Origin of the sequence: Bradyrhizobium sp. 164 (genome assembly GCF_023073715.1) — a bacterium.
Taxonomy (GTDB): Bacteria; Pseudomonadota; Alphaproteobacteria; order Rhizobiales; family Xanthobacteraceae; genus Bradyrhizobium.
In genome coordinates this window covers 161,949-185,035 of sequence record NZ_JADPKA010000008.1, presented here as the reverse complement: position 1 = coordinate 185,035, position 23,087 = coordinate 161,949, and the positions used below count along the sequence as shown (strand labels likewise).

Genomic DNA, 23,087 nt, shown 5'->3' with positions numbered 1-23,087 from the left:
CGTGGCGCCGCTGGTCAGCATCCGGAACTTGCGCGTCACCTTCAACGGCGTGCAGGTGCTGCGCGGCGTCGACGTCAGCTTGCAGAAGGGCGAGGCCCTCGGGCTCGTCGGTGAGTCCGGATCGGGCAAGTCGGTGACCTGGCTTGCCGCCCTGGGCCTGCTGCCGCGCCATGCCAAGGTCTCGGGCTCGGTACTGCTGGACGACCGCGAGATCCTCGGCGCGCCCGCGGCCGACCTCGACCATGTCAGGGGCGGGCGGGTCGCGATGATCTTCCAGGATCCGGCGAGCGCGTTGAACCCCGTGCTGACCATCCGCAGGCAGCTCTGCGAAGCGCTGGCGTTGCATCGCGATCTCTCGGGCGACGCGGTGAAGGCGGAAGCGCGGCGGCTGCTCGATCTCGTCGGGATTCCCGACGCAGGCCGGCGGCTGTCCGCCTATCCGCACGAATTCTCCGGCGGCCAGGTCCAGCGCATCATGATCGCAATGGCGCTCGCCGGAAATCCCGACCTGCTGGTCGCGGACGAGCCGACTACCGCGCTCGATGCCACCATTCAGGCCCAGATCCTGGAGCTGCTCTCCTCGGTCCGTCGCGAGATGGGCATGGCCATGGTCCTGATCAGCCACGATCTCGGGGTCGTCGCCGAGAACTGCGATCGTGTCGCCGTGATGTATGCCGGCCGCATCGTCGAGGAGGCACCCAGCAACCAGCTCTTCGCCGATCCCGTGCACCCTTACGCGCAAGGCCTGATCGGTGCGCTGCCGCCGCTCGATGGAGCGCGCCGGCGCCTGACGGCCATTCCCGGCACCGTGCCCGATCCCGCGCGGATGCCTGAGGGTTGCGCCTTCGCGCCACGCTGCACGCTGGCGAGTGAAGCTTGCGGACTTGTCGCGCCGAGCCTGGCCCCGATCGCGCATGACCGCAACGTCGCCTGCATCCGCGCCGAGGCTTCGCGCCGGGCGCTGCTCGGGATCGCCGCCGAATGAGCGCGCCGTTCGTCCAGGTGTCCGCGATTTCGCGCAGCTACGCGATGCGCTCCGGAATGTTCGGCCGCAGCACCGTCGTTCACGCTGTCGACGGCGTGTCGCTGAGCATTCCCAAGGGCGAGACGCTGGGCTTGGTCGGCGAGTCCGGCTCGGGCAAATCGACCACGGGCCGCATCGTGCTCGGCTTCGAGCCGTCCGACAGCGGTGAGGTGCGGTTCGATGGCAAGCCGATGGCCCCGCTGGGAACGGCTGCATGGCGCGCCCAGCGCGCACGCATGCAGATGATCTTCCAGGATCCGCTGGGCGCGCTGGATCGGCGGCTGCCAGTCGCCGCGCAAATTCGCGAGCCCCTGGACATCCACGATCTCGGCATGCCCGCCGAGCGCGAAGACCGCGTTCGCGAATTGCTGCGCGCGGTTGAGCTGACGCCGGCACATGGCGCGCGCTATCCGGGCGCGCTGTCCGGCGGCCAACGCCAGCGCATCGTGCTCGCGCGGGCGCTGGCGACCAAGCCGGATTTCCTGGTCTGCGACGAGCCGGTCAGCGCGCTCGATGTCTCGATCCAGGCGCAGGTGGTGAACCTGCTCGCCGATCTCCAGGCCGAGCTGTCGCTGACGCTGCTGTTCATCAGCCATGATCTCCGCGTCGTCAGGCAGATCAGCAATGTCGTTGCCGTGATGTATCTTGGCCGCATCGTCGAGATCGGCAGCGCCGATGATCTGTTTGCGCGGCCCGAGCATCCGTACACGCAGGCGCTGGTCTCGGCCTCGCCCGCACCGGGCCGCCGCAGCGCGGGCCGCATCGTGCTCGCTGGCGATCCGCCGAACCCGGCGGCGCGCCCTCAAGGCTGTACTTTCCATCCGCGCTGCCCGCGCGCCATCGCGCGCTGTGCAAGCGAGGTGCCGGCACTCTCAAGCATCGGCGGCAACAGGCAAGTCGCCTGCCACCTGGTCACGGGTGCCGAAACGCGGGACGCGGCGTGATGGGCCACTTTTTCGCCATCCGGCTCGGCCGCGCGGCTCTGACGATCGTCCTCGTCGTCACCTTCGCCTTCGTCGTGCTGCGTCTGTCGGGCGATCCCGCGCTGATGATTTTGGGACCGGAGGCGCCGCCGGAGGTGCTCGCAGCATTCCGCAAGGCGTGGAGTCTCGATGATCCGATCTGGGCCCAGTACTTCGATTATTTTGGCGCCATCGCCAAGGGCGAGCTTGGCCGCTCCATGCGCGACGGCCGGCCCGCGATCGAGCTGGTGCTGGAACGCATCCCGGCGACGCTGGCGCTGACCCTGCCGGCGTTCTTCTTCAAGGTCGCGCTCGGCATTCCCGCAGGGATCTACGCCGCGCTGCATCGCGGCTCGGGAATCGACCGCGCCGTGATGATGACGGCGGTCGCCGGCTTCACCGTCCCGAGCTTCGTGCTCGCGCTGGTGCTGGTGTTGGTATTCGCGGTTCAGCTCGGCTGGCTGCCATCGGGCGGCCAGGAGAGCTGGCGGCACGCGATCCTGCCCATTGCGACGCTCGGCCTCGGTGGCGCCGCGGTGCTGGCGCGCTTCACCCGCAGCGCGATGCTGGAGGTGCTGGGCCAGCCCTATATTCGCACGGCTTCCGCCAAGGGCGTGTCCTGGCGCCAGGTGGTGACGTCGCATGCGCTGCCGAACGCCGCGATCCCGACGGTCACCATTCTGGGCTTCATGGTGGGAACGCTGATCGCCGGCGCGGTCGTCGTAGAGAGCGTGTTTGCCTGGCCGGGAGTAGGGCGCCTGCTCGTGGTCGCCGTCGCCAACCGCGACCTCGCCGTGGTGCAATGCATCTTGCTGCTGGTCGCGATGACCATGGTGACGTCCAATCTGGTCGTCGACTTCCTCTACGGCTTCCTCGATCCGCGCCTGCGCGCCAAAGGGGCGCATGCATGACCGACGCGACGCTGAAGGATGCCAAAGCGTTTTCAAGCGAAGTGGATTCCGGTTCGCGCAAAAGAAACGCGTCAAAACTAGAATCTAGCCTCCGCCGCCGCATCAGCCTGGCGGCGATCCCGGTCTCGGTCGCGCTCGCGATCACCTGGATCATCGCCATGCTGCTGATCGCCGCGTTCGCCGAGAAGATCGCGCCCTACGGCTTCACCCAGCTCGACCTGCGCAATCGCCTGGCGGCTCCCGGCAATGCCGCGCATTGGCTCGGTACCGACGAGCTCGGCCGCGACGTGCTGTCGCGGCTCCTCGTCTCCATCCGCATCTCACTGCTGATCGCGTTCGGCGCCACCGCGATCTCGGCGCTGGTCGGCACCACGCTCGGCTTCCTCGCCGCGCATTTCCGCGGGGCCATCGAACAGCTCGTGCTGATGCTGACCGACTTCCAGGCCAGCATGCCCTTCCTGATCATGGCGCTCGCGGTGCTCGCCTTCTTCGGCAATTCGCTGCCGCTGCTCATCGCTCTGATGGGACTGTTCGGCTGGGAGCGCTACGCCCGCATCGCGCGGGGCCTCGCCATCTCCGCCAATGCGCAAGGGTATGCCGCCGCCGTCCGCCAGTTAGGGGCGGCGCCGTCGCGGATCTACCTCCGGCACATCCTGCCCAACATCGCCTCGACCCTGATCGTCTCGACCACGCTGGTCTTTCCCGAGGTGATCCTGATGGAATCCGGCCTGTCGTTCCTCGGCCTCGGCGTGCAGCCGCCGATGACCAGCCTCGGCAACATGGTCGGCTATGGCCGCGAATACCTGACCCGGGCGCCCTGGATCATGCTGGCGCCGGCCACCACGATCGTGGTCACGACGTTGGCCGTCTCTGTGATCGGCGACTGGTTACGCGACCGGCTCGATCCGACCTTGCAATAGGGCCTCGACTTCTCGACTCCCGGTTCTGCAGGCGGCGTTTGCACAACCTCGCGCTGGGGAACGTTCGCGAGAGGCCGCGCCGGGAGCAGGGGAGCCCTGTCCGGACCAAGTTCCCGTTGCGCGCGTTCCCCGCGTGCGCTATCCGGCCGGAAAGCTCTGAGGCGGCTTCCATTTTTCCGCCCGGCTCCAAGCCAACCCGAGGACGGAAACCGCCATGCCAGCCTATCGCTCCCGCACCACCACCCACGGCCGCAACATGGCGGGCGCCCGCGGCCTCTGGCGCGCGACGGGCATGAAGGATGCCGATTTCGGCAAGCCGATCATCGCCGTCGTCAACTCCTTCACCCAATTCGTGCCCGGCCACGTCCATCTGAAGGACCTCGGCCAGCTCGTGGCCCGCGAGATCGAGCAGGCCGGCGGCGTCGCCAAGGAGTTCAACACCATCGCGGTCGATGACGGCATCGCCATGGGTCATGACGGCATGCTCTACAGCCTGCCGTCGCGCGAATTGATCGCCGACAGCGTCGAGTACATGGCCAACGCGCATTGCGCCGACGGTCTCGTCTGCATCTCCAATTGCGACAAGATCACGCCCGGCATGCTGATGGCCGCGCTGCGGCTCAACATCCCCGCCGTGTTCGTCTCGGGCGGACCGATGGAGGCCGGCAAGGTCAAGCTTCAGGGCAAGACCAAAGCCGTCGACCTCATTGATGCCATGGTGGCCGCGGCCGATTCCAAGGTCAGCGATGAGGACGTCAAGGTGATCGAGCGCTCGGCGTGCCCGACCTGCGGCTCCTGCTCGGGCATGTTCACCGCCAATTCCATGAACTGCCTGACCGAGGCGCTTGGCCTCGCGCTGCCCGGCAACGGTTCGGTGGTCGCAACCCACGCCGACCGCAGGCGCCTGTTCGTCGAAGCCGGCCACACCATCGTCGACCTCGTCCGCCGCTATTACGAGCAGGACGATGCCAGCGTGCTGCCGCGCAACATCGCCAACTCTAGGGCGTTCGAGAACGCCATGACTCTCGACATCGCGATGGGCGGCTCGACCAACACCGTGCTGCATCTGCTCGCCGCTGCCCATGAAGGGCAGGTCGAGTTTACCATGCGCGACATCGACCGGCTCTCGCGTCGTGTGCCCGTGCTGTGCAAGGTCGCACCATCCGTCGCCGACGTGCATGTCGAGGACGTGCACCGCGCCGGCGGCATCATGGGCATTCTCGGCGAGCTCGACCGCGCCGGGCTGATCGACACCTCGGTCTCGACCGTGCACGCCCCGACCATGAACGATGCGTTGGAGCGCTGGGACATCAAGCGCAGCAAGAGCGAGGCGGTGCGCACCTTCTATCGGGCCTCGCCCGGCGGCATCCCGACCCAGGTCGCCTTCAGCCAGGAGCGCCGCTACGACGAGCTCGATGCCGACCGCGAGAAGGGCGTCGTGCGCGACCTCGAGCACGCTTTCAGCAAGGACGGCGGCCTCGCCGTGCTTTACGGCAATCTCGCGCAGGACGGCTGTATCGTGAAGACCGCCGGCGTCGACGCCTCGATCCTGAAATTCTCCGGCCCCGCGCGCGTGTTCGAAAGCCAGGACGCAGCGGTGGAGGGCATCCTGGGCGGTAAGGTCGTCGCGGGTGACGTCGTCGTCGTGCGCTATGAGGGCCCGCGCGGCGGCCCCGGCATGCAGGAGATGCTCTATCCGACCAGCTATCTGAAATCGATGGGCCTCGGCAAAGCCTGCGCGCTCGTCACCGACGGCCGCTTCTCCGGCGGCTCGTCCGGCCTGTCGATCGGCCATCTGTCGCCGGAAGCGGCCGAAGGCGGCAATATCGGTCTCGTGCGCGACGGCGATCGTATCGCCATCGACATCCCCAACCGCAGCATCAGCCTGGAGGTCTCCGACGAGGAGCTGGCCAAGCGCCGCGCCGCGGAGGAGGCGAAGGGCGATGCCGCCTGGCAGCCGCAGAACCGCAAGCGCAATGTCTCGACCGCGCTGCAGGCTTACGCCGCGCTCACCACCAGCGCCGCGCGCGGCGCCGTGCGCGAGGTGAAGCGGCGTTCGAGATAGCGCCTGATCGACGCGCCACAGGCTGGGCGGATTCTTCCGGAATGACCCGCGGTCTCCGCGCGAGCGGGCGGGCGCACTGTTGCAGGACAGAGCCGGGACAAGCGGTCGCAAAAGAAACGGCCCCGCCTCCTGGGGTGTGGGCTTTTGGGGGTGGAGGCGGGAGCCGTTTTGCGAAGTGGGCGCCCAACGTGCGGGCTCGCCCGCCAGGCCCCTGTGAATTTAGTGTCTTTGCGCCCATTTTGCCATTTAATTTTTATTTATTTGTACTTTGTTTGTGATTTAATCGCGCCATCCTAAGAAAATAGCCGAAATCCATTTTTCCGAATCCGGCCGGGCGGACGCCGTATCCTCCGCAACGGTCCGGATTGCCAGTAGCGGGGTAAGCCATGAGTCACTCTCCATCGCTCGTGCCGCACATTGCGACAGACCGGGACGTCTATCTCGTGCTCGATGATTTCGGCCGGCGGCTGGGCCGCGCCTGGTGTGAGACGGCTGAGGAGGACGCCAATCGGGCGACCCTGCTCAGGAATCTCGTCGAGGGGCAATATCTCCATCCGGTACGTGTCGTGGCTTTCAATACCGCGGAAGGATGGTCGCGAGATGCCACGGCAGAAGTCGCAGACGAACTGCGCCGCCGCTTTGTCGAATTCGAGGAGACCGATCCCTCGCTGCTGGAGTTTTTGGAAAGAGCAGCGAGGCGGTGAAGCTCGAGCGGAGGCGGATGAACGCCAAACGCACGTCGCGTGTTGATGCGCGTGGTCAATGAGTTCTTACCTGTCGGCTGCGACTGGCTGTTCGCATTAAGGATGCCCCGACGAAGTTCGGCAGCCCAGGATTTTGCGTCGTATACTGCTAGCGACCTTCGCAAATCCATTTCGGGCAACTGGGGCACCACGCAATGTCTCGTACTCTCGCCGTCGTTTTCTCTACCGCCGTCGCCGCGATTTCCATGATGGGCGCAGCCTCCGCCGGCTGCTACAATTGCTATGCGCCGCCGCCGTGCACGACCTGCTACCAGCAGCAATACGTCGCGCCGCAATACCGCGCTGTCGACGAAACCGTGATGGTGTCTCCCGGTTCTGTGGTCGCGCATCGCACGCCGGCGCAGTACCGCACCGTAATGGTGCCGCAGACCGTGATGGTGGCGCCGCCCAGCGTCCAGTACGAGCGCATCCCCCCGCAATATGCCACGCGCCAGCGCGTCGAGATGGTGTCGCCGGGCTATTCGTATTACGCGCCCGTGCAGATGGGCTGCGCGTCCTGCGGGTACTGAGCTGACGCAATGAAGACAGTCTCGCGCGGCGCTCCTTGCGGGGCGCCGCTTTCTTTTGCGCATCAGCAAGCGAGGCCCGGATATGGAGACGAATCCAACCGGACCTCGCAACCGGCAACGCCCTGGGAGATGTCGCCGGTATCTGGGATTGCCGAGACGTCGGCGCGTGGCGGCGCCGAACCTGCCGCCAAGCTAGAGGAACAGGCTGACACTCGCCTGACAAAGGGCGGGGCTGAAGAGGTTGAGGCGAGAGTGCGAACTTCGCGTTGCCTTGCGCGGTCGACGCGTTAAGCGACACCCGTTCCAGGCTTGGAAGGGTGGCCGAGTAGTTTAAGGCACCGGTCTTGAAATTTACTCTGAAAATGGTCGGTAGGAATTAAGCTCCTAGGAGCGGCGATCTCGTCAGGGGAAAAGGGTCCGCTCGGGAAGCTTTCGGGCCCCATACGACCAACCGGGCCCCTGCGACCGGCCGCGCTGGGGGACCATTGAGCGGCCGCCGACCGAGGCGGCGCTCTTCAGCAAGTGAAGAAGAAACCAGCGCAGCCATGCCGAACGCTAGGGGCGCCTAGAGACCACAGGGCAATAGCAGTCTGTGCTTCGGCCTGGAAAATGAACGCTGATCGCTAGGCACGTTCCTAGGCCAGCCGAGTTGGCCTTGCTTCGCTCACTCATCATTTTTGCTCGCTTCGTCCGCTCTCACGTTGCGAGCCGGGAATCTCGACAATGGTGCTCAGTTCCTCTCCAGGCGCGTCCGGAAGCTCACAACTCTGTCCATGTCGCTGGAAGCTGATTGCCTACCTTGTTGCTTCACCACCTGCTCGAGTTCAAGAGCTTCTATTGCAAGCTCATCTGCCAAGCGTCCGAAGAGTTCGCGCTTTTGCGGATCGCTTGCCCGCCTGCTCATAAGGGCCAAATCCGCGGCATCGGCGCGGAGTTTGTCCAATCTTTTTTTGAGGTCCGCCATTATCGGCATGTCCTAAACCCACCTCGTCTCGGGTGGGGGTACAAGTCAACGGCGGAATATTCTATTGGTTCTTCGTTAACCGTTCATTAGGCTGACAGGCGTCGTGAAGACCCCGCGAGGGTGAACCGGCGGGCCAGGATCCGAGTCGCGAATCCTCTGCCGGGATTTCGGACCAAAGCGGAGTCACATCAGCGGCTTAGCCTGCGATTTCCCTGGCGGTCGGCGCGATGCCGGGCCCACCGGTGGAGCACCCACGGTGCGCCGATCAGACGCATTCGGTTAGCAACAGCCACGTCAGCCATATGCTGGCCGAATATTCATCCCAAGATCGTGCAGGAGCGGCTAGGCCATTCCTCAAATCGCGATCACGATGGAGAACCATCTGATGCCGAACATGCAGGGCGAAGCGGCCGCGGCTGTTGACGTTGCCATGCGAGCCGCCATAAACAAGCGAACCGAAGCGACGAAAAGCTAAACAATTTCCAGTCTGGAAGGGTGGCCGAGTGGTTTAAGGCACCGGTCTTGAAAACCGGCGTGCCCGCAAGGGTACCGTGGGTTCGAATCCCACCCCTTCCGCCACAATCCAATAAAATCAACCGCTTAGATGCGGTTCGTTACCGCGCTCAGCTGAGCTCGACATTGAGGGCGCAATCGCGGATGAGTTGAAGCGACACGAAATCTTGTCGGACTCGCTGCGCCGCTCGAGATCGGTAGCAACTCCAGGCGAGGGGGGCCTGGTGTGCCTTAGCTGTGTTGCGCGGACGATTGATCATCCCAGAGCAGTTCACCGCACCGGCATTGATACACCCGGATGAAGCGGGCTGCCTTCATGTCCCATAGCTTCTCCGCCAGACTGAGCGGTTCGCGGCATTTGGGGCAGCGGAACAGGGTTCGGCTCGGGGGCGTGGCTGGAGGCATGGGCACGTCTCATTTTTCAGAAGACGCGAAAGCTCGGCAAGCGTTCCTGAGCATGATCCGGAAAAGTGTGAAGCGGTTTTCGGCAAAGATCAGGCTCAAACACAACGTCAAGCGCGATGACGATTATTGCCAATCGCATTGCGCTTTAGCTCCGGTGGAGGCCGTTGCAAAATAGGAACGCTTGCGGCCCACGTACTTTGATCCGCATGCGCTTAGGCGCATCAGGCTATCTAACCGTAGCCCGAGCGGCCCCAGCCCTGGGTCCTTGATCCAGGCCTGGGGTCGTTCTTTCTCGCGCAAACGGCTGCGCCTGGACCGGCGAGCCTTCGTTGAAGGACCAGGTGTCTCAAGCTGCACGTGCAAACGAGCGACGCCTGTGGCGCAGGTATCGCTCGATATCGGCGAGCGGCATTGCGTTCAGCACCCGCTCTGCGGGGACGCCGCCTTTTCGCGCCATCTCGACGCCCCAATGCATGTGATCGAGCTCGGCGATCGAGTGCGCGTCCGGATTGATGCTCAACATGCAGCCATATTCGAGCGCAGCCTGATGCCAGCGCCAGTCCAGATCGAGCCGCCAGGGATGAGCGTTGATCTCGATTGCGACGTCGTGCTTGGCGCAGGCGCGCAGCACCTTCTCGACATCGATCTCGTAGCCTGGACGGCGCTGAAGCTGGCGGCCGGTCATGTGGCCGACGATGGTGGTGTAGGGATTGGCGACAGCCCGCAGCAGGCGTTCGGTCTGTGCCTTCCGATCCAGCCTGAAACGCCCGTGGATGCTGGCGACCACGAAATCGAAGCCGTCGAGCACCTCGTCCGGATAGTCCAGCGATCCGTCCGCCAGGATGTCGGACTCAATGCCCCTCAGGATCCGAAAGTCCTTGCCAAACTTTCTATTGAGCCGCTCGGCCTGCCGATGCTGCTCCTTGATCTGCTCGAGCGAGAGACCCCCGGCGTAGTGCGCCGACTGCGAGTGGTCGGCGACACCGAAATATTCGAAGCCGCGCTTCAGCGTGGCCTTGGCCATGCTCTCGAGCGTCTCAGTCCCATCCGAGGCGTCGGTGTGGCAGTGCAGGATGCCGCGCAGGTCCTGGTCGGTGACGAGCCTCGGCAGCTTTTTCTTCAGCGCCCGCTCGATCTCGCCGCGGCCCTCGCGCAGTTCGGGCGCGATGAAGGGAAGGCCGAGCGCCCGGTAGATGTCTTCCTCGGTCTCTGCGACAACGCTCCGCCCCTTGTGCAGCCCGTCCGGCTCGAGGCGCATTCCTTTCTTGTCCGCGAGCGCCCGAAGCTGATCCAGATGAACAGGTGAGCCTGTCGCGTGGAGCAGGGCGGCGCCAAAATGCTTGCGATCGGCGAGGTGGACTTGCAGCCCGCCTGATTCGATAACGCTGCCGCTCCCGGCGGCCTCGGCGACGATCGCGAAGTCGGCGACGAGTTCGCAACCGCGCCTGAAGTCGCCGGCGATCGTGAGCCGTCTGAGCTCGGGCCGCGCTTTCCGCAGCGAGTCCGTTGCATGCTCGAGCAGGGCCGCGGCGCGATGCAGGTGCAGGCGACCCTTGCCGCTTTTGGCGATCGCAAGGTTCTCCACGATCTTGGTCTGCAGCGCGGCCCCAAGCCCCTTGGCCTTCTTGATGCGGTCTTGCTCGGCTGCCGTTTCCAATTCGGACAGGGAGGTGATCCCGAGATCCTTGTAGAGCTTGAGCACCTTCTCAGGCCTTAAGCCCGGCACCGTCAGCAGTTCCAGGACCCCCGCGGGAATTTCCTTGCGCAGCTTCTCAAGGCTCGGATGAGTCCCCGTGCGATACAGCTTGGTGATAATGTCCGCGATGGCTTCGCCGACCCCGGGAATCTCGGTGAGGCGGTCTTCCTCGATCAGCACGTGGAGCGGGACGACGAGCGCGGCAAGATTATCGGCGGCGTTGGCATACGCCTTCGCACGATAGGGGTTGCCTCCACGCAGCGCCGTTCGCTGCGCGTATTCCCTCAGGAGTTCAGTCACCCTTGGGGTGTCAGCGACCGCCACTCACCTCGCTCCAGGCCTTCAATCGATTGACCTCTCAAGCTTTTGGGCTGCCCGGAAGTCGTCCAGATGCTGCAGGTTTGGCCCGTACGCGGCCTCCTTGGTGAGCAGGTGGTAGATCCGGGCTACCATGATTTGGAGATGCTTCATTCGCCCGCGGGGCATCGTCCGGGCCTTGCAAAGGGCTCGAACCGCGTGCGCTCGGAAATAGTCAAAAGCGTCGGACATCGTGGATTCAACGTCTCGCTCAAAGATTGGTTCTTATCCGTCGCTTCTAGAAGCACCAGTCCCATCGCCGTCTGTAGATGGGAGCCGCTCGACAATCAGGACGAACGAGAGCGCATCCGGAACGCTGTCGAACTTGAAAAATTAGCCTGGCAGGAAGCTTCACAGCGGGCCAGGCATGTTCTTCTTTTTCTCGAACCGGCTCGGGTGTCTCGGCTCGTTGCTGATCTCCGGCTTGATCACTCTCGCGCTCCTCTTCCTGCTCGGGATAGTCCGGTTCTGAACCCCCGGCGCGTGGTCCAGATTCACCCTCCACGCATTTGAGATGCAGGTCGCCAGCATCTGGAACTTGGCCAGTGCTGGCCTGTTGTACGCACTCTCGTCCACCTACGGAGAGATGTCTTGGAAAGCACAATCATCGGAGAATTCGACACTCGCCGCAGCGCCGAGCTTGCCATTGAGCACGTCGTCCAGGAATGCGGCGTATCCCGAAGCGACGTCTTCGTCCAACCGGCCGGCGGCGCGAACACGGCGGGGACACATCCGGCCGGTGCTGACGTCAAATCCGCGCCCGCGCCGGAAGGTCACCAGAAGTTGGAAGGTCTGATCGAGGTCTCCGTGGATTTCCACGGCGATGCCCCTGAAAAGATCGCAGACGTCTTGAGGGGCGCCGGCGCAAAGACTGTCCGAACCAAATAACGCAAGTGCGCTTGTGCCGCGTAAGCTCTGTGGTTCGGCATTCTCACACCGAAGCGTAGCCCGTCTCCGAGGACGCGGAACCCGTTGAGCATTCACAGCGTTTTAGACACGAACGCGACTTGCGAGGTCCACCTGCTTCAGAGTTCATCGACCCTGATCCCCGGCAATACCGTCTGGCGGCGGTGCGAAGCGCGCCGCGTCGCGGTTCTGAATGATGCTGCCGCTTATTTCGCGGCCCTGCGGGATGCGCTGCTGGAGGCGCAAGACCAAGTTTATGTGATCGGATGGGATATCCATAGTGAGACCAGGCTGGTCGGAGCTTCCGGACGAGCGGATGATGGTCTGCCGGAACAGCTTGGCCCATTCCTCCGCGCGCTCGTTCAACGCCGTCCCGCCCTGTGGATTAATATTCTGATCTGGGACTTCGTCTCGTTTTACGCGTCCGAAAGGGAATGGAATTCCGCGGCAAAATTCACCGCCGGAACATGTGGCCGCGTCCGATTTCATCTGGATTCCACACTTCCGTTTGGTTCCGCCCAACACCAGAAGATCGTCTGTGTCGACGGTTCATTGGCGTTCGTTGGCGGGCTCGACCTGACGATCAGGCGCTGGGACACGAGCGACCATCGCGCCGATCACGCGTTGCGCTGCGACCCTGCGGGTAAGCCATACCCACCGTTTCATGATGTTCAATGCATGGTCGACGGGCATGCTGCGGCATGGCTAGCCGACCTCGCGGAGGAACGCTGGCGTGCGGCAGGTCAACAGGTTCATCCTCGGCGCGCGCTGAAGAGCATTCGGTGGCCGGCGAATGTGCCGGTTGAGGCGGAGCACGTGCCGGTGGGTATCGCCAGGACAGAGATCGTGTGTCCTGCAGGTTCGAGGATCAAGGAGGTCGAGCGCTCACTGGTTGCAGCGATCCGGTCAGCGACGAGCTTCGTTTACATCGAAAACCAGTTTACCAGCGCTATCAAGATAGCGCGGGAATTGGCCGAGCAGATGCTTCGCGCGCCTTCGCTTCGGGTTCTCGTTGTCACTCCCAAACTGCATTCGTCCTGGGTAGAATCCCAAGCCATGCAAAACGGCCGTGGTGCCTTCATCGACTGCTTCAATGAGGCCGGAGTGGCAGATCGTATCCGCTTCGTCTACCCGGTCTCACCCAGCGGGGATACCGAAGCTGCCGTGATGGTGCACAGCAAGCTCATGACCGTCGACGATCGGATCTTGAGAATCGGCTCGGCTAACCTGAACAATCGGTCGATGGGTGCCGATAGTGAGTGTGACCTTATTTTTGAAGCTGCATCCGACGAGCATAGAAACTTCATCGCTTCGGTCCGCCGTCGCCTGATTGCCCATTTCTGCGATCTCGACGAACAGACCATAACGCGAAATGAGGATCGTCTTTTTGCGCTCCTGGACGACGTGTCGAGAGCTGATGGGGCGAAGGCGCTGCGGGAAGTGGAGTCCTCGGTTCTGACCAGTACTCTGGCCACAATGGTTCAGCCGGTGGCCGACCCTGAGCGGCCTCTCCATCTCGAGCGGGCGGCATCTCGCATGTGGAGCACGAAGACTCTAATAGGGATCGTATCGATAGCCGTGGCGCTTTTTGGATTGGCGATGGCTTGGTCGTACACGTCTTTGAGCGATTTCGCCGACGCGGGTCGTATTTCAACGTTCCTGTCTGCCTACTCGCAGTCTATCTGGGGGCCGCCATTCGCGATCGCAGCTTTCGTCGTCGGCGGGCTGGTCGTGTTTCCGGTTCTCGTACTCATTGCAGCAACTGCTGCCGCGCTTGGGCCCTGGCTAGGGTTCATTACCGCAATGGCCGGCGTCTTGCTCAGCGCCCTCGTGCTTTTTGCGCTCGGGCGGGCACTCGGACGACAGCGACTCCAGCGTTTACTCGGACGACGTGCAGCGCGCATCCAGGAACGCGTCTTAGGCAAGGGTATTCTGGCTGTCGTCGTCATCCGGATGATTCCGATAGCACCGTTCTCGGTGGTGAATGTCGTGGCTGGTGCGAGCACGCTGCCTCTCCGCGACTTCATGGTTGGAACTCTGCTGGGCATGATGCCCGGTATTCTCGCCATGGCAGTTCTGGGGGCTCAAATCGCAGATTTGGCCAGGGATGCTTCCTGGAGCAACATATTGCTATTGGTCTTGGCGTTTTTGAGCTGGCTCGGAATCTGCGTAGGCGCACAATTCGTCGCGACCTGGCTCGCCGGGAGGCGCTGATGGCGGCGATGCGTTTCATGACATGGAATGTGCATGGCACGTTCAATCTCAATACGAAGTTCGATTTGGAGGGTGTTTGCTCGATCGTTCGCCGGTGGGCCCCCGATGTCGTCGCGCTTCAGGAGGTGGATTCGCGATCGCGGTCAGACAATCCATTCGCGAAGTTGGCAAGTGTTGTCGGCGATCACCGCGTTCACGCCAAGTCGATCGTCACCGAGGATGGCGACTACGGTCAGATGCTCCTAAGCCGCTTTCCATTCTCCGGGGTGCCCGAGATCGTCGACGTGTCGTATCGGGAGCGGGAGCCCCGTAGGGCGATTGCCACGGGACTGCTGACACCTGTCGGCCATGTGCGCGTGGTGGCTACTCATCTCGGCTTGAGTATCCATGAGCGGTATGCGCAAGCTCAGGCCCTGGTCAGCCTTGTGAAGCCCGGAAAGACCGTCGTTCTCGGCGACTTCAATGACTGGTTTTGGGTCAAATCGGTGCGGCGTGTGCTCGCGCAGGTTTGCCCAAACCGGACACGCTTGCGGACTTTCCCGGCGCGCTTGCCCGTTCTACGCCTTGATAGAATCTATGCGACGCCCGACGCCCGGTTCGGGAAAGTGTGGACCGACCGGGAGGCAGGAGCCTATTCAGACCATTTGCCGGTGATTGCAGAAATAGAGATCTGAATATTTTCCCGAGGGAAGATGATCTTCTCGCTCGCCGCTTTCCCCAAAGCGCGATGAGATTAGGACGAATCGTCATCGCGCTTTAGGTTGTTGTCTTGACATGATCTTTTCGGAAAACCGCTGCGCATTTTTTCCGGATCATTAGCGTTCGGGAAGGGATCCCGATCAGCCTTCTTGCCGATTTTCCGAAGATGGCAGAATGCCACTGTTTTGCCCGACGGGTCAACCGGCTTTTGCGCGAATGCAAAAGGCGTTGTGCCAACAAGACTTAGCTACTGTGCATGGGGTTGTTTTCGCAAACTTCGTTGGTCAGCGTCTATGCTTCAGCTCAAGCATGCGGAACTTTTTCCTCGCCGCCACGTTGTGTTGCCATGACTGAAGACCTTTCCTTCCGACGCAAGCCTCTGACTCCCGAGCAGCGCCAGGCACGTGATGCAGCGCGCCGGCTCGAGGCCGAAAAGGCCATGCGCGATCATGAGGCGGCGCAGAAGGCGTTTTACGCCAACAAGGAACGGCTGAAGGCCGAACGCCTCGCGCGGGAGGCGGCCGCGGCGAAGGGCTGACCAAACGCGGTCGGCGCCAACAATCTCCCATACCGATCTTTCAAACCGATGCCGCCGGCGTCTCACGCCGGTTGGCGTTCCCCTTGCTCAAGACCAGCTTGCGCGCGCCCGGTCCCACGCCCATCGGCGGGCTTGACGGCGTTTGCCTTCCGGGAGGAAGCTTAGGGTGAAGTGAACCACGGAGACGTTCGCTCCCAGCCAGTATGTCACATCAGCGAAACGAGAATGGAGCTGACCATGACCACGTTCGACAAGCGCGAGCAGGGCTTTGAAGCAAAGTTCGTCCACGACGAGGAGCTGATGTTCAAGGCGACGGCCCGGTCCAACAGGCTGCTCGGGCTTTGGGCCGCAAGCCAGCTCGGCCTCAGCAACGACGACGCGGCAAGCTACGCAACGGCGCTGGTCACGGACAATCTGGAGAGGCAGACCATCGACGACATCGTGAGCAAGGTGTCCGCCGATCTCGCCGCCAAGGGCGTGGCGCGCGAGCAGGTCGCGCAGAAGCTTCTGGAATACCTGCGCCAGGTCATGCAGCAGCTCGAAGCTGGCACATGAGAGGCTGGCCATTATGCCTCATTCGGCGTGCTTGCGCGCCCCGGCATCGCTGAGCCTGTCGACATAGGCGATGCCGATCGCCGAGAAGACGAAGGTGAGGTGGATCAGCACCTGCCACATCACGCCAGTCTCGGTAAAGCCGGCGCGGTTCGAGCCGAGATTGCCGGCCTCGATGAAGGTGCGCAGCAGCGCGATCGAGGATATGCCGATGATGGCCATGGCGAGCTTGATCTTGAGAACGCTGGCATTGACGTGGCCGAGCCATTCCGGCTCGTCGGGATGACCCTGGAGATCGAGCCGCGAGACGAACGTCTCGTAGCCGCCGACGATCACCATCACCAAGAGATTGGAGATCATCACGACGTCGATCAGGGCCAGCACGCTCATCATGATCTGTTGCTCGGTGAGGTCGAGCGAGTGCCAGGACAGATGCCAGAGCTCCTTGAGGAACAGCGCGATGTAGACGCACTGCGCCACGATCAGTCCGAGATACAGCGGCAGCTGCAGCCAGCGCGAGCCGAAGATGACCATCGGCAGCAGGCCCAGACGCGGCAATGGCGGTCGGGATTCGATGCGGCGTTCGGACTGGAATCCAGGCTCAACCGACATTCAGGCAGCATCCTCGCATGGAGATGATCTTGCTGCCATGTAACCCGGCAAGATGGCCGGCGGAAGACGCGGCGCAAGCCGGTCGTTTGCCAGGGATCGCGCCGTTTCGTGCTACCGTGCCGGGCGGCCGTCGCGCGCTCGGCCAGCACGGAATCAAGTTCGGGAGGCGGGGAGTGTTTCGCAGCGGGACATGGGCGGGTGGGATCGCGCTCGCAGCCGCGATCATGGCCGGCTCCGGCGGCGCGGACGTGTCGGCAACGCCACTAACCCCGTTCCGCTATGAGGCGCAGGCGCAGCGCCATTGTCCGCAGGATCAGGTGGTCTGGCTCGATTTCAGGAAGGGCGTCTACTACACCAGGGGCCAGAAGCGATATCGCCAGGGCTTTGACGGCAGCTTCGTCTGCCTGAACGAGGCTCGGGACGGCCGCTACCGGCGCTCGCTGCTCGGCCTGCGCTGAGCGGCGGGTGAGTGGGAAAAGCGAGCGGGCTATTTCCGGCTCGGCAGCTTCACCGGTACGTGCGGGGAGGTGCTAATGACCCTGGGGCTTCCGTCCGGATAGGTGCGATCGCCGCGGATCAGGGATTCAAGAACAAGAAAAAACTTCTCGGCAAGCATGTGACTCACCCTGGTTGGTGATGGCCTCTTGAAATTAAGTCGAGGCGCCGAATGCGGAAATTCAATCAACTAAACGGGAGCGGGACAATCCCGGGCAAACACTGTTTGCAGCGAAGTGTGGTCGTCGTCGGGAAAGCGCGAAGATCGCGCCCGAGATTAACCGAAGGCCAGTGCCACGAGGCTCGAGCAGAGCAGGACCAGGCCGCCTGCGGTCAATGCCAGGAAGCCATCGGATACGAGGTCATGGTTGCGCATGGGACACCTGCCGCTCTCGTCCTCGATGCTCGATCGGATCGATTAAAATTGTCCGAACGTGCCGCCTTGAAAGAAGTGAATGCTTGCCGTCCCGCGCGAGTGCCTTCAGGCCCTCGTGCGGTAACCTTCAAACGCATGGGCAAGGAAGATCGCCGCGCTTACCAGACCCATCAGTGCCGAAACCGTCTCGATCATCGCTAAATTCCAAATCCCGCCCTGCATCCGAGAGAACGCGTGCGGCCTTGCACAGTCAAAAGAATTTCCCTGAGCGGCGTGACAATGGGGATGGAGTGAGGATTTGGCGCAACAGAATGTCCAGCCTTGGCACAGAGCAGGGCCCTGCGTTCCGTAGATCACGGGGGAAGCGAACGTCCCGTTTACCATGCCGGCGTGATCGCTGTGGGCTCCCCATTTCCGCCGTGTTCGGGTTGCGTTATCGTTACTGCTTCCGATGCGGTGGTGGGCTGCCTCGGATCAAAGGACCGGACGGCGCTCCCGTAGCCAGTGCGGGTTGGGCATGCCGCCGGCGGAATGGTATTTGGGGCAAATGGGGATCCGACGGTCAGATTCGGTTTTGCGGGCCGCGCGCGGTGTTGCGGCGGTCGCGACCTGCCTTGCGCTCGCCAATTGCGCCTCTTCGACCAAGTTCGCCAGCCGCGTCGATCCGAAATATGGCGTGTCCTCAAGCCCAAGGGTGGTGGCCTGGGGTGACCCGGTCCCGAAGGGCGGCGGCACCTACCGCGTCGGTAAGCCCTATATCGTGGCCGGCCGGACCTACGTGCCGGAGGAGGACGTCAACTATCGTGCCGAGGGCATGGCGTCCTGGTATGGCGATGATTTTCACGGCCGCCTGACCGCCAACGGCGAAGTGTTCGACATGACCTCGCTCACGGCGGCGCATCCGACCCTGCCGATGCCGTCCTATGCGCGGGTGACCAATATTTCCAACGGCAAGTCGCTGATCGTCCGCGTCAACGACCGCGGGCCCTATCACGGCAACCGGCTCATCGACGTCTCGAACAAGGCCGCCGAACTCCTTGAATTCAAAGGCAATGGCGTCGCCAAGGTCCGGGTCGAATATGTCGGCCGGGCGCCGCTGGAAGGCTCCGACGATCGCCAGCTGATAGCCACCTTGCGTACCGGCGTTCCGGCGCCGACCCCCTCAATGGTCCGGGTCGCTTCGGCCAAGCCTTTCGTGCCGGAATTGCCCTCGTCGAGCCGCGGTGCCATTCGCGGCGAGGTTCCGATGCCGGAGGGGCGGCCCTACAATCTCGGCAACAGCTCGGCCGATATGGCCTCGCTCAACGCGACCTCGGAAATGTCGGCCTCGAGCCGCAGCCGGGGCCGGGGCCACCAGAACGCCCGTGCCGTGTCCTATGACGACGACGGCCGCTATGCGACCGAGAGCGCGCTGTCCGGCGCCTACGCCTCGGATGGCGCGGCCGAGGCCCGCAGCATCCTGAGTGGCCGCGGCCTCTACTGAGTTGTGCTCGCCGTCAGGAATTTCACCAGCGCTGCGTTCACCTCCTCGGGCCGCTCCTGCTGCACCCAATGGCCGGCGCCCTCGAGGATCAGCTTGTGTTTCAGATTGGGCAGCACGCGCTCGAGCTCGTTGACGCGCTTCGCCCCGATCAGGCCGGTGATGACGGCGTCCTTCGAGCCGGCGATGAACAGTGACGGCTGCTGGATCTGTGCATCCTGCCAGGGCGCCGTCAGCTCCCAATTGCGGTCGATGTTGCGGTACCAGTTCAGCCCGCCGCGGAAGCCGCATTTGCGAAAGCTTTCGGTGAAATAGGCTAGGTCAGCCTCGCTCAGCCAGCGGGGCAGTGGCTCCTCGGCGCCCGCATGGCCGAGAAAGCCCTTGCCCTCCTGCACGAACATGGCCGCCGAGGGATCGGCGAGGCCGCGGCCGCCGAGCACGATGCGCATGGTGCGGGCGACGTCGCGCTCGAGCTCGGCCTCGGCGACGCCCGGCGTCTGGAAATATTGCCAATAGAAATTGGTGATGCCGCCCTGGCGCAGCAGATCGAGCGGCTTGCCGCGGCCGCGGAACGGCGGCGGCACGCTCAGGCCCGCGACCGCCGTGAAGATGTCGGGGCGGAACAGCGCGGCGTGCCAGGCGACCGGAGCGCCCCAATCGTGGCCGACCACCATTGCCTTGCTCTCGCCCAGCGCCTGCACCAGGCCGACGACATCGCCGACCGTGTCGAAGATGGAGTAGGCGGCCGCATCAGGGGGCGCCGCGCTCTGGCCGTAGCCACGCATGTCAGGAGCGACCACATGAAACCCGGCGGCCGCGAGTGCCGGGATCTGGTGGCGCCAGGAATAGGACAGTTCCGGCCAGCCATGGCACAGCACCACCAGCGGACCCTGGCCCTGCTCGCGGATGAAGAGCTCGATCCCGTTGGCCTTGATCATACGGGTTGAGGACATTCAAGTTTCCGCCTTGCTTCAGGGGTTTGGTCGGCAAATATAAGATGCCACGATAGGGGCGCGAGGAGAATCGTGCAATCTCAGGGACAGGCGTCCACCTCCGTGTTGTTCGCATCTGTTCCAACTGGTAGAACGCCGCTCTCAGGGCTTGGCCATGACATTTCGTCCTTCTTTGCTTCGTCGCCCCCGGTTCACCGCCGGTGCGCTGGCGCGCGGGCTGATCGCGGCGATTCTGGTCGCGGGCATCGGATGGGGCGGGGCGCTCTACGCCGCCAACCAGAGCGTGCAGGGCGCCAAGAAGGCGGAAGACACCGGCTTCGACGGCGACGCCCCGACTGCGATCCTGATCGAGGCCTCCTCGGGCAGCGTGCTGTTCGAGAAGAACGCCGACGAGCTGCGCGCGCCCTCCAGCATGATGAAGCTGATGACCGCAGAGGTCGTCTTCAACGCCATCAAGAAGGGCGACATCAAGCTGACCGACGAATATCGGATCAGCGAGAACGCCTGGCGCCGGGGCGGCGCGCCCTCCGGGGGCTCGACCATGTTCGCCGCGATCAACAGTAAGGTCTCGGTCAGTGATCTCCTGCATGGCGCGATCATCCAGAGCGGCAACGATGCCTGCATCGCGCTCGCCGAAGCCATCGCGGGCAACGAGCGGATTTTCGCGACCGACTTCATGACCAAGCGCGCACGCGAGCTCGGCCTCACCAGATCGACCTTCGCCAATTCCAACGGCTTGCCCGATCCCGGCAACAAGATGACGGTGCGCGAGCTCGGCATCCTTGCCCGCCACATCATCCTTGATTTCCCCGAGTTCTACAAATTGTTCGGCGAGAAGGAGTTTACCTGGAACAAGATCCGCCAGCCCAACCGCAATCCGCTACTCAATTCGATGGAAGGCGCTGACGGGCTCAAGACCGGCTACACCAAGGAAGGCGGCTACGGCATGGTGGGCTCGGCCGTGCAAAACGGCACGCGACTGATCGTTGTCGTCAACGGGCTCGATGATCCCGAGGACCGTGCCACGGAAGCCAAGAAGATGCTGGAATGGGGCTTTCGCAATTTCGAGACCCGCACCCTGATCGCAGCCGAACAGCCCGTCGGCTACGCCAAGGTGTTCGGCGGCGAGAGCCGCTCGGTCAAGCTCGTGGCCAAGACGCCCGTGAAAGTGATGGTCCACAAGAACGGCAGCGACAAGCTGATCGCCCGCATCGTCTATCGCGGCCCGGTGCGCGCGCCGGTCGAGGCCGGCCAGCAGGTCGGGGTGGTCAAGGTCTGGCGCAGCGGCACCATCGCGGTTGAGACGCCGGTCTATGCCGCCGAAGCGATCGGCACCGGCTCGACCATGCGCCGCGCAATCGACGGCGCCAGCGAGCTCGTGATCGGTATGTTCCGCGCAGGCGCCGAGAAGCTCTGATCATGAGTGAAAGCGCGGTACGCTGGCCGTCGGGACGCGGGCGCTTCATCACCTTTGAGGGCGGCGAAGGGACGGGCAAGTCGACCCAGATCAAGAAGCTCGCCGACCGCCTCACGGCGGCAAGGATGCGCATCCTCGTCACGCGCGAGCCGGGCGGCTCGCCTGGCGCCGAGATCATGCGACATCTGGTGCTGTCAGGCATGGGCAAGCTGCTCGGCCCCGAAGCCGAGACGTTGCTGTTCGCCGCTGCCCGCGACGACCACGTCCGCACCGTAATCCAGCCCGCGCTCAGCCAGGGCGTCTGGGTGCTGTGCGACCGCTTCGCCGACTCGACGCGGGCCTATCAGGGCAGCCTCGGCCGCGTGCCGGATGGCCTGATCAACGCGATGCAGCGGGTCACGATCGGCGATCTCAAGCCGGATCTCACCATCATTCTCGACCTGCCGGTCGAGATCGGCTTGCAGCGGGCAGCCACGCGCCGCGGCAGCGCCGCACCCGACAGGTTCGAGGGCGAGGATCTCAAGTTCCACCAAGGCCTGCGCGACGCCTATCGCAAGATCGCCGCGGAAGATCCCGCGCGTTGTGCGCTGATCGACGCCAATTCCGATGCTGACACGGTTGCCGGGCGCGTCTGGACGGCGCTGCGCGAACGTCTCCTTGCCACGCCCGCGGTGATTTCCGCATGAGCCCGCGTCGGACCGAGCGCGAAACCGCCATTCCGCATCCGCGCGAGACATCGAAGCTGTTTGGGCATCGCGAGGCCGAGACCGCGCTGCTCGCAGCCTATCGCAGCGGGCGCATCCCGCATGCCTGGCTGATCGGCGGACCGCAAGGCATCGGCAAGGCAACGCTGGCCTACCGCATGGCGCGCTTCGTGCTCGCCCACGGCCAGCCGCTGGCGCCGTCCGTGCAGCGCGCCGAAGACCTTGCGATCGATCCCGACGATGCCGTGGCGCGGCAGGTTGCGGCGAGTTCGCATGGCGGGCTGTTGACGCTGGAGCGCACCGCGAATGATCGCGGCGTGATGCGCACCGTGATCACCGTCGACGAGACGCGCGAGACGATCGGCTTCTTCGGCTCGACGGCTGCCGCCGACGGCTGGCGCGTCTGCATCGTCGACACGGTCGACGAGCTCAATCCAAACGCGGCCAACGCGCTTTTGAAGATCCTCGAAGAACCGCCGCAGCAATCGCTATTCCTGTTGGTGAGCCACGCGCCGGCACGCGTGCTCGCCACCATCCAGTCGCGTTGCCGCAAGCTGCGCCTGCGCCCGCTCGCCACCGATGACGTGATCAGTGCGGCGGCTTCGGCCGGCGACCTCGATCCGAATGATCCGGCGCTGCACGAGGCGGCGGAGGCTTCCGAGGGCAGCGTGGCGCGGGCACTGACGCTGCTCGGCGGTGACGCGCTCAAGCTCCAGCAGCGCACCGCGGCACTGCTCGCGCGTCTGCCGCAGGTCGATCCGCGCGAACTGCACACGCTCGGCGATTCGCTCGGGACCAGCGACCGCGTCGCGCTTGCCGCCTTCATCGACGGCATCGATCGCTGGATCGCCGAACGCCTGCATGCGGACGAAGCCAATACGAACCAGAATCTGCCGCGCCTTGCGCGTCTAGCTGAGGTATGGGAAAAGATCGTCCGCGCCGCGCGCGACACCGAAACCTACAATCTGGAGCGCAAGCCCTTGGTTTTCTCGGTGTTCGGCTGGCTGGCGGACGCAACGCGCTAGGCGCAGGTTCGTTTCCAATTTTCGAG

The 23,087-nt window shown here is 63.8% G+C and carries 22 protein-coding genes and 1 tRNA gene; 18 read left to right on the top strand and 5 right to left on the bottom strand.

Annotated features, from left to right (window positions below):
* The first annotated feature begins 1 nt into the window (after position 1).
* From IVB01_RS03975 to IVB01_RS03945, 7 genes are all read left to right on the top strand, one after another.
* Positions 2-985, top strand: coding sequence for an ABC transporter ATP-binding protein (locus IVB01_RS03975; protein ID WP_247281122.1), 984 nt, complete (start codon positions 2-4; stop codon positions 983-985).
* Entirely contained in the window at positions 982-1,968 is a 987-nt protein-coding gene (locus IVB01_RS03970; protein ID WP_247281121.1) for an ABC transporter ATP-binding protein, read from the top strand. The genes IVB01_RS03975 and IVB01_RS03970 overlap by 4 nt, the downstream gene beginning before the upstream one ends.
* Positions 1,968-2,897 (top strand): ABC transporter permease, encoded by a 930-nt coding sequence (locus IVB01_RS03965; protein WP_247281120.1) that lies wholly within the window; start codon positions 1,968-1,970, stop codon positions 2,895-2,897. The genes IVB01_RS03970 and IVB01_RS03965 overlap by 1 nt, the downstream gene beginning before the upstream one ends.
* The gene (locus IVB01_RS03960) at positions 2,894-3,817 is read left to right on the top strand and encodes an ABC transporter permease (RefSeq protein WP_247281119.1); all 924 of its coding nucleotides are present in this window, start codon (positions 2,894-2,896) and stop codon (positions 3,815-3,817) included. Before IVB01_RS03965 ends, IVB01_RS03960 begins: the two co-directional genes overlap by 4 nt.
* A gap of 214 nt (positions 3,818-4,031) precedes the next feature.
* Entirely contained in the window at positions 4,032-5,882 is a 1,851-nt protein-coding gene (ilvD, locus tag IVB01_RS03955; protein ID WP_247281118.1) for a dihydroxy-acid dehydratase, read from the top strand.
* 386 nt (positions 5,883-6,268) lie between these two features.
* Entirely contained in the window at positions 6,269-6,586 is a 318-nt protein-coding gene (locus IVB01_RS03950) for a hypothetical protein (RefSeq protein WP_247281117.1), read from the top strand.
* Between the two features lie 245 nt (positions 6,587-6,831).
* The gene (locus tag IVB01_RS03945; RefSeq protein WP_247281134.1) at positions 6,832-7,155 is read left to right on the top strand and encodes a hypothetical protein; all 324 of its coding nucleotides are present in this window, start codon (positions 6,832-6,834) and stop codon (positions 7,153-7,155) included.
* Positions 7,156-7,885: 730 nt separating this feature from the next.
* Here IVB01_RS03945 and IVB01_RS03940 read toward each other — a convergent pair.
* Positions 7,886-8,119 (bottom strand): hypothetical protein, encoded by a 234-nt coding sequence (locus IVB01_RS03940; protein WP_247281116.1) that lies wholly within the window; start codon positions 8,117-8,119, stop codon positions 7,886-7,888.
* 489 nt (positions 8,120-8,608) lie between these two features.
* On the opposite strand from IVB01_RS03940, the gene IVB01_RS03935 reads away from it, so the two are divergent.
* Positions 8,609-8,698: transfer RNA gene (locus IVB01_RS03935), tRNA-Ser, on the top strand.
* Positions 8,699-9,383: 685 nt separating this feature from the next.
* On the opposite strand, the gene IVB01_RS03930 is transcribed toward IVB01_RS03935, so the two are convergent.
* Together IVB01_RS03930 and IVB01_RS35625 are read right to left on the bottom strand one after the other, a co-directional pair.
* Positions 9,384-11,057 (bottom strand): DNA polymerase/3'-5' exonuclease PolX, encoded by a 1,674-nt coding sequence (locus IVB01_RS03930; protein WP_247281115.1) that lies wholly within the window; start codon positions 11,055-11,057, stop codon positions 9,384-9,386.
* Between the two features lie 18 nt (positions 11,058-11,075).
* Positions 11,076-11,282 (bottom strand): hypothetical protein, encoded by a 207-nt coding sequence (locus IVB01_RS35625; RefSeq protein WP_346015557.1) that lies wholly within the window; start codon positions 11,280-11,282, stop codon positions 11,076-11,078.
* Positions 11,283-11,681: 399 nt separating this feature from the next.
* Here IVB01_RS35625 and IVB01_RS03925 point away from each other — a divergent pair, with 399 nt between their 5' ends.
* From IVB01_RS03925 to IVB01_RS03905, 5 genes are all read left to right on the top strand, one after another.
* Complete coding sequence (locus tag IVB01_RS03925) at positions 11,682-11,978, top strand: hypothetical protein (RefSeq protein ID WP_247281114.1); 297 nt, start codon at positions 11,682-11,684, stop codon at positions 11,976-11,978.
* 84 nt (positions 11,979-12,062) lie between these two features.
* On the top strand, positions 12,063-14,210 hold the full coding sequence (locus IVB01_RS03920; RefSeq protein WP_247449075.1) for a VTT domain-containing protein: 2,148 nt from the start codon (positions 12,063-12,065) through the stop codon (positions 14,208-14,210).
* Entirely contained in the window at positions 14,210-14,884 is a 675-nt protein-coding gene (locus IVB01_RS03915) for an endonuclease/exonuclease/phosphatase family protein (protein ID WP_247281112.1), read from the top strand. The genes IVB01_RS03920 and IVB01_RS03915 overlap by 1 nt, the downstream gene beginning before the upstream one ends.
* Positions 14,885-15,255: 371 nt before the next feature.
* Positions 15,256-15,447, top strand: a complete 192-nt coding sequence (locus IVB01_RS03910; RefSeq protein ID WP_247281133.1) for a hypothetical protein — start codon at positions 15,256-15,258, stop codon at positions 15,445-15,447.
* Between the two features lie 237 nt (positions 15,448-15,684).
* Entirely contained in the window at positions 15,685-16,002 is a 318-nt protein-coding gene (locus IVB01_RS03905; protein WP_247419502.1) for a DUF1476 domain-containing protein, read from the top strand.
* 18 nt (positions 16,003-16,020) lie between these two features.
* Here IVB01_RS03905 and IVB01_RS03900 read toward each other — a convergent pair whose 3' ends face one another.
* Positions 16,021-16,611, bottom strand: coding sequence for a TIGR00645 family protein (locus tag IVB01_RS03900; RefSeq protein WP_247419504.1), 591 nt, complete (start codon positions 16,609-16,611; stop codon positions 16,021-16,023).
* Between the two features lie 224 nt (positions 16,612-16,835).
* On the opposite strand from IVB01_RS03900, the gene IVB01_RS03895 reads away from it, so the two are divergent.
* Positions 16,836-17,069: a hypothetical protein gene (locus IVB01_RS03895; protein WP_247281132.1), complete on the top strand. Its 234-nt coding sequence runs from the start codon at positions 16,836-16,838 to the stop codon at positions 17,067-17,069.
* Between the two features lie 960 nt (positions 17,070-18,029).
* On the top strand, positions 18,030-18,965 hold the full coding sequence (locus IVB01_RS03890; protein ID WP_247281109.1) for a septal ring lytic transglycosylase RlpA family protein: 936 nt from the start codon (positions 18,030-18,032) through the stop codon (positions 18,963-18,965).
* On the opposite strand, the gene IVB01_RS03885 is transcribed toward IVB01_RS03890, so the two are convergent.
* Positions 18,959-19,915 carry an alpha/beta hydrolase gene (locus IVB01_RS03885; protein WP_247281108.1) on the bottom strand — a complete coding sequence of 319 codons (957 nt, stop codon included), beginning with the start codon at positions 19,913-19,915 and terminating at the stop codon, positions 18,959-18,961. The two genes, IVB01_RS03890 and IVB01_RS03885, sit on opposite strands and share 7 nt — an antisense overlap.
* Before the next feature lie 154 nt (positions 19,916-20,069).
* On the opposite strand from IVB01_RS03885, the gene IVB01_RS03880 reads away from it, so the two are divergent.
* The 3 genes from IVB01_RS03880 to IVB01_RS03870 are packed head-to-tail and all read left to right on the top strand — an operon-like array spanning position 20,070 to position 23,061.
* Complete coding sequence (locus IVB01_RS03880; protein WP_247281107.1) at positions 20,070-21,332, top strand: D-alanyl-D-alanine carboxypeptidase family protein; 1,263 nt, start codon at positions 20,070-20,072, stop codon at positions 21,330-21,332.
* Between the two features lie 2 nt (positions 21,333-21,334).
* The gene (tmk, locus tag IVB01_RS03875) at positions 21,335-22,018 is read left to right on the top strand and encodes a dTMP kinase (protein WP_247419508.1); all 684 of its coding nucleotides are present in this window, start codon (positions 21,335-21,337) and stop codon (positions 22,016-22,018) included.
* The gene (locus IVB01_RS03870) at positions 22,015-23,061 is read left to right on the top strand and encodes a DNA polymerase III subunit delta' (RefSeq protein WP_247281105.1); all 1,047 of its coding nucleotides are present in this window, start codon (positions 22,015-22,017) and stop codon (positions 23,059-23,061) included. Before tmk ends, IVB01_RS03870 begins: the two co-directional genes overlap by 4 nt.
* Positions 23,062-23,087 lie beyond the last annotated feature (26 nt).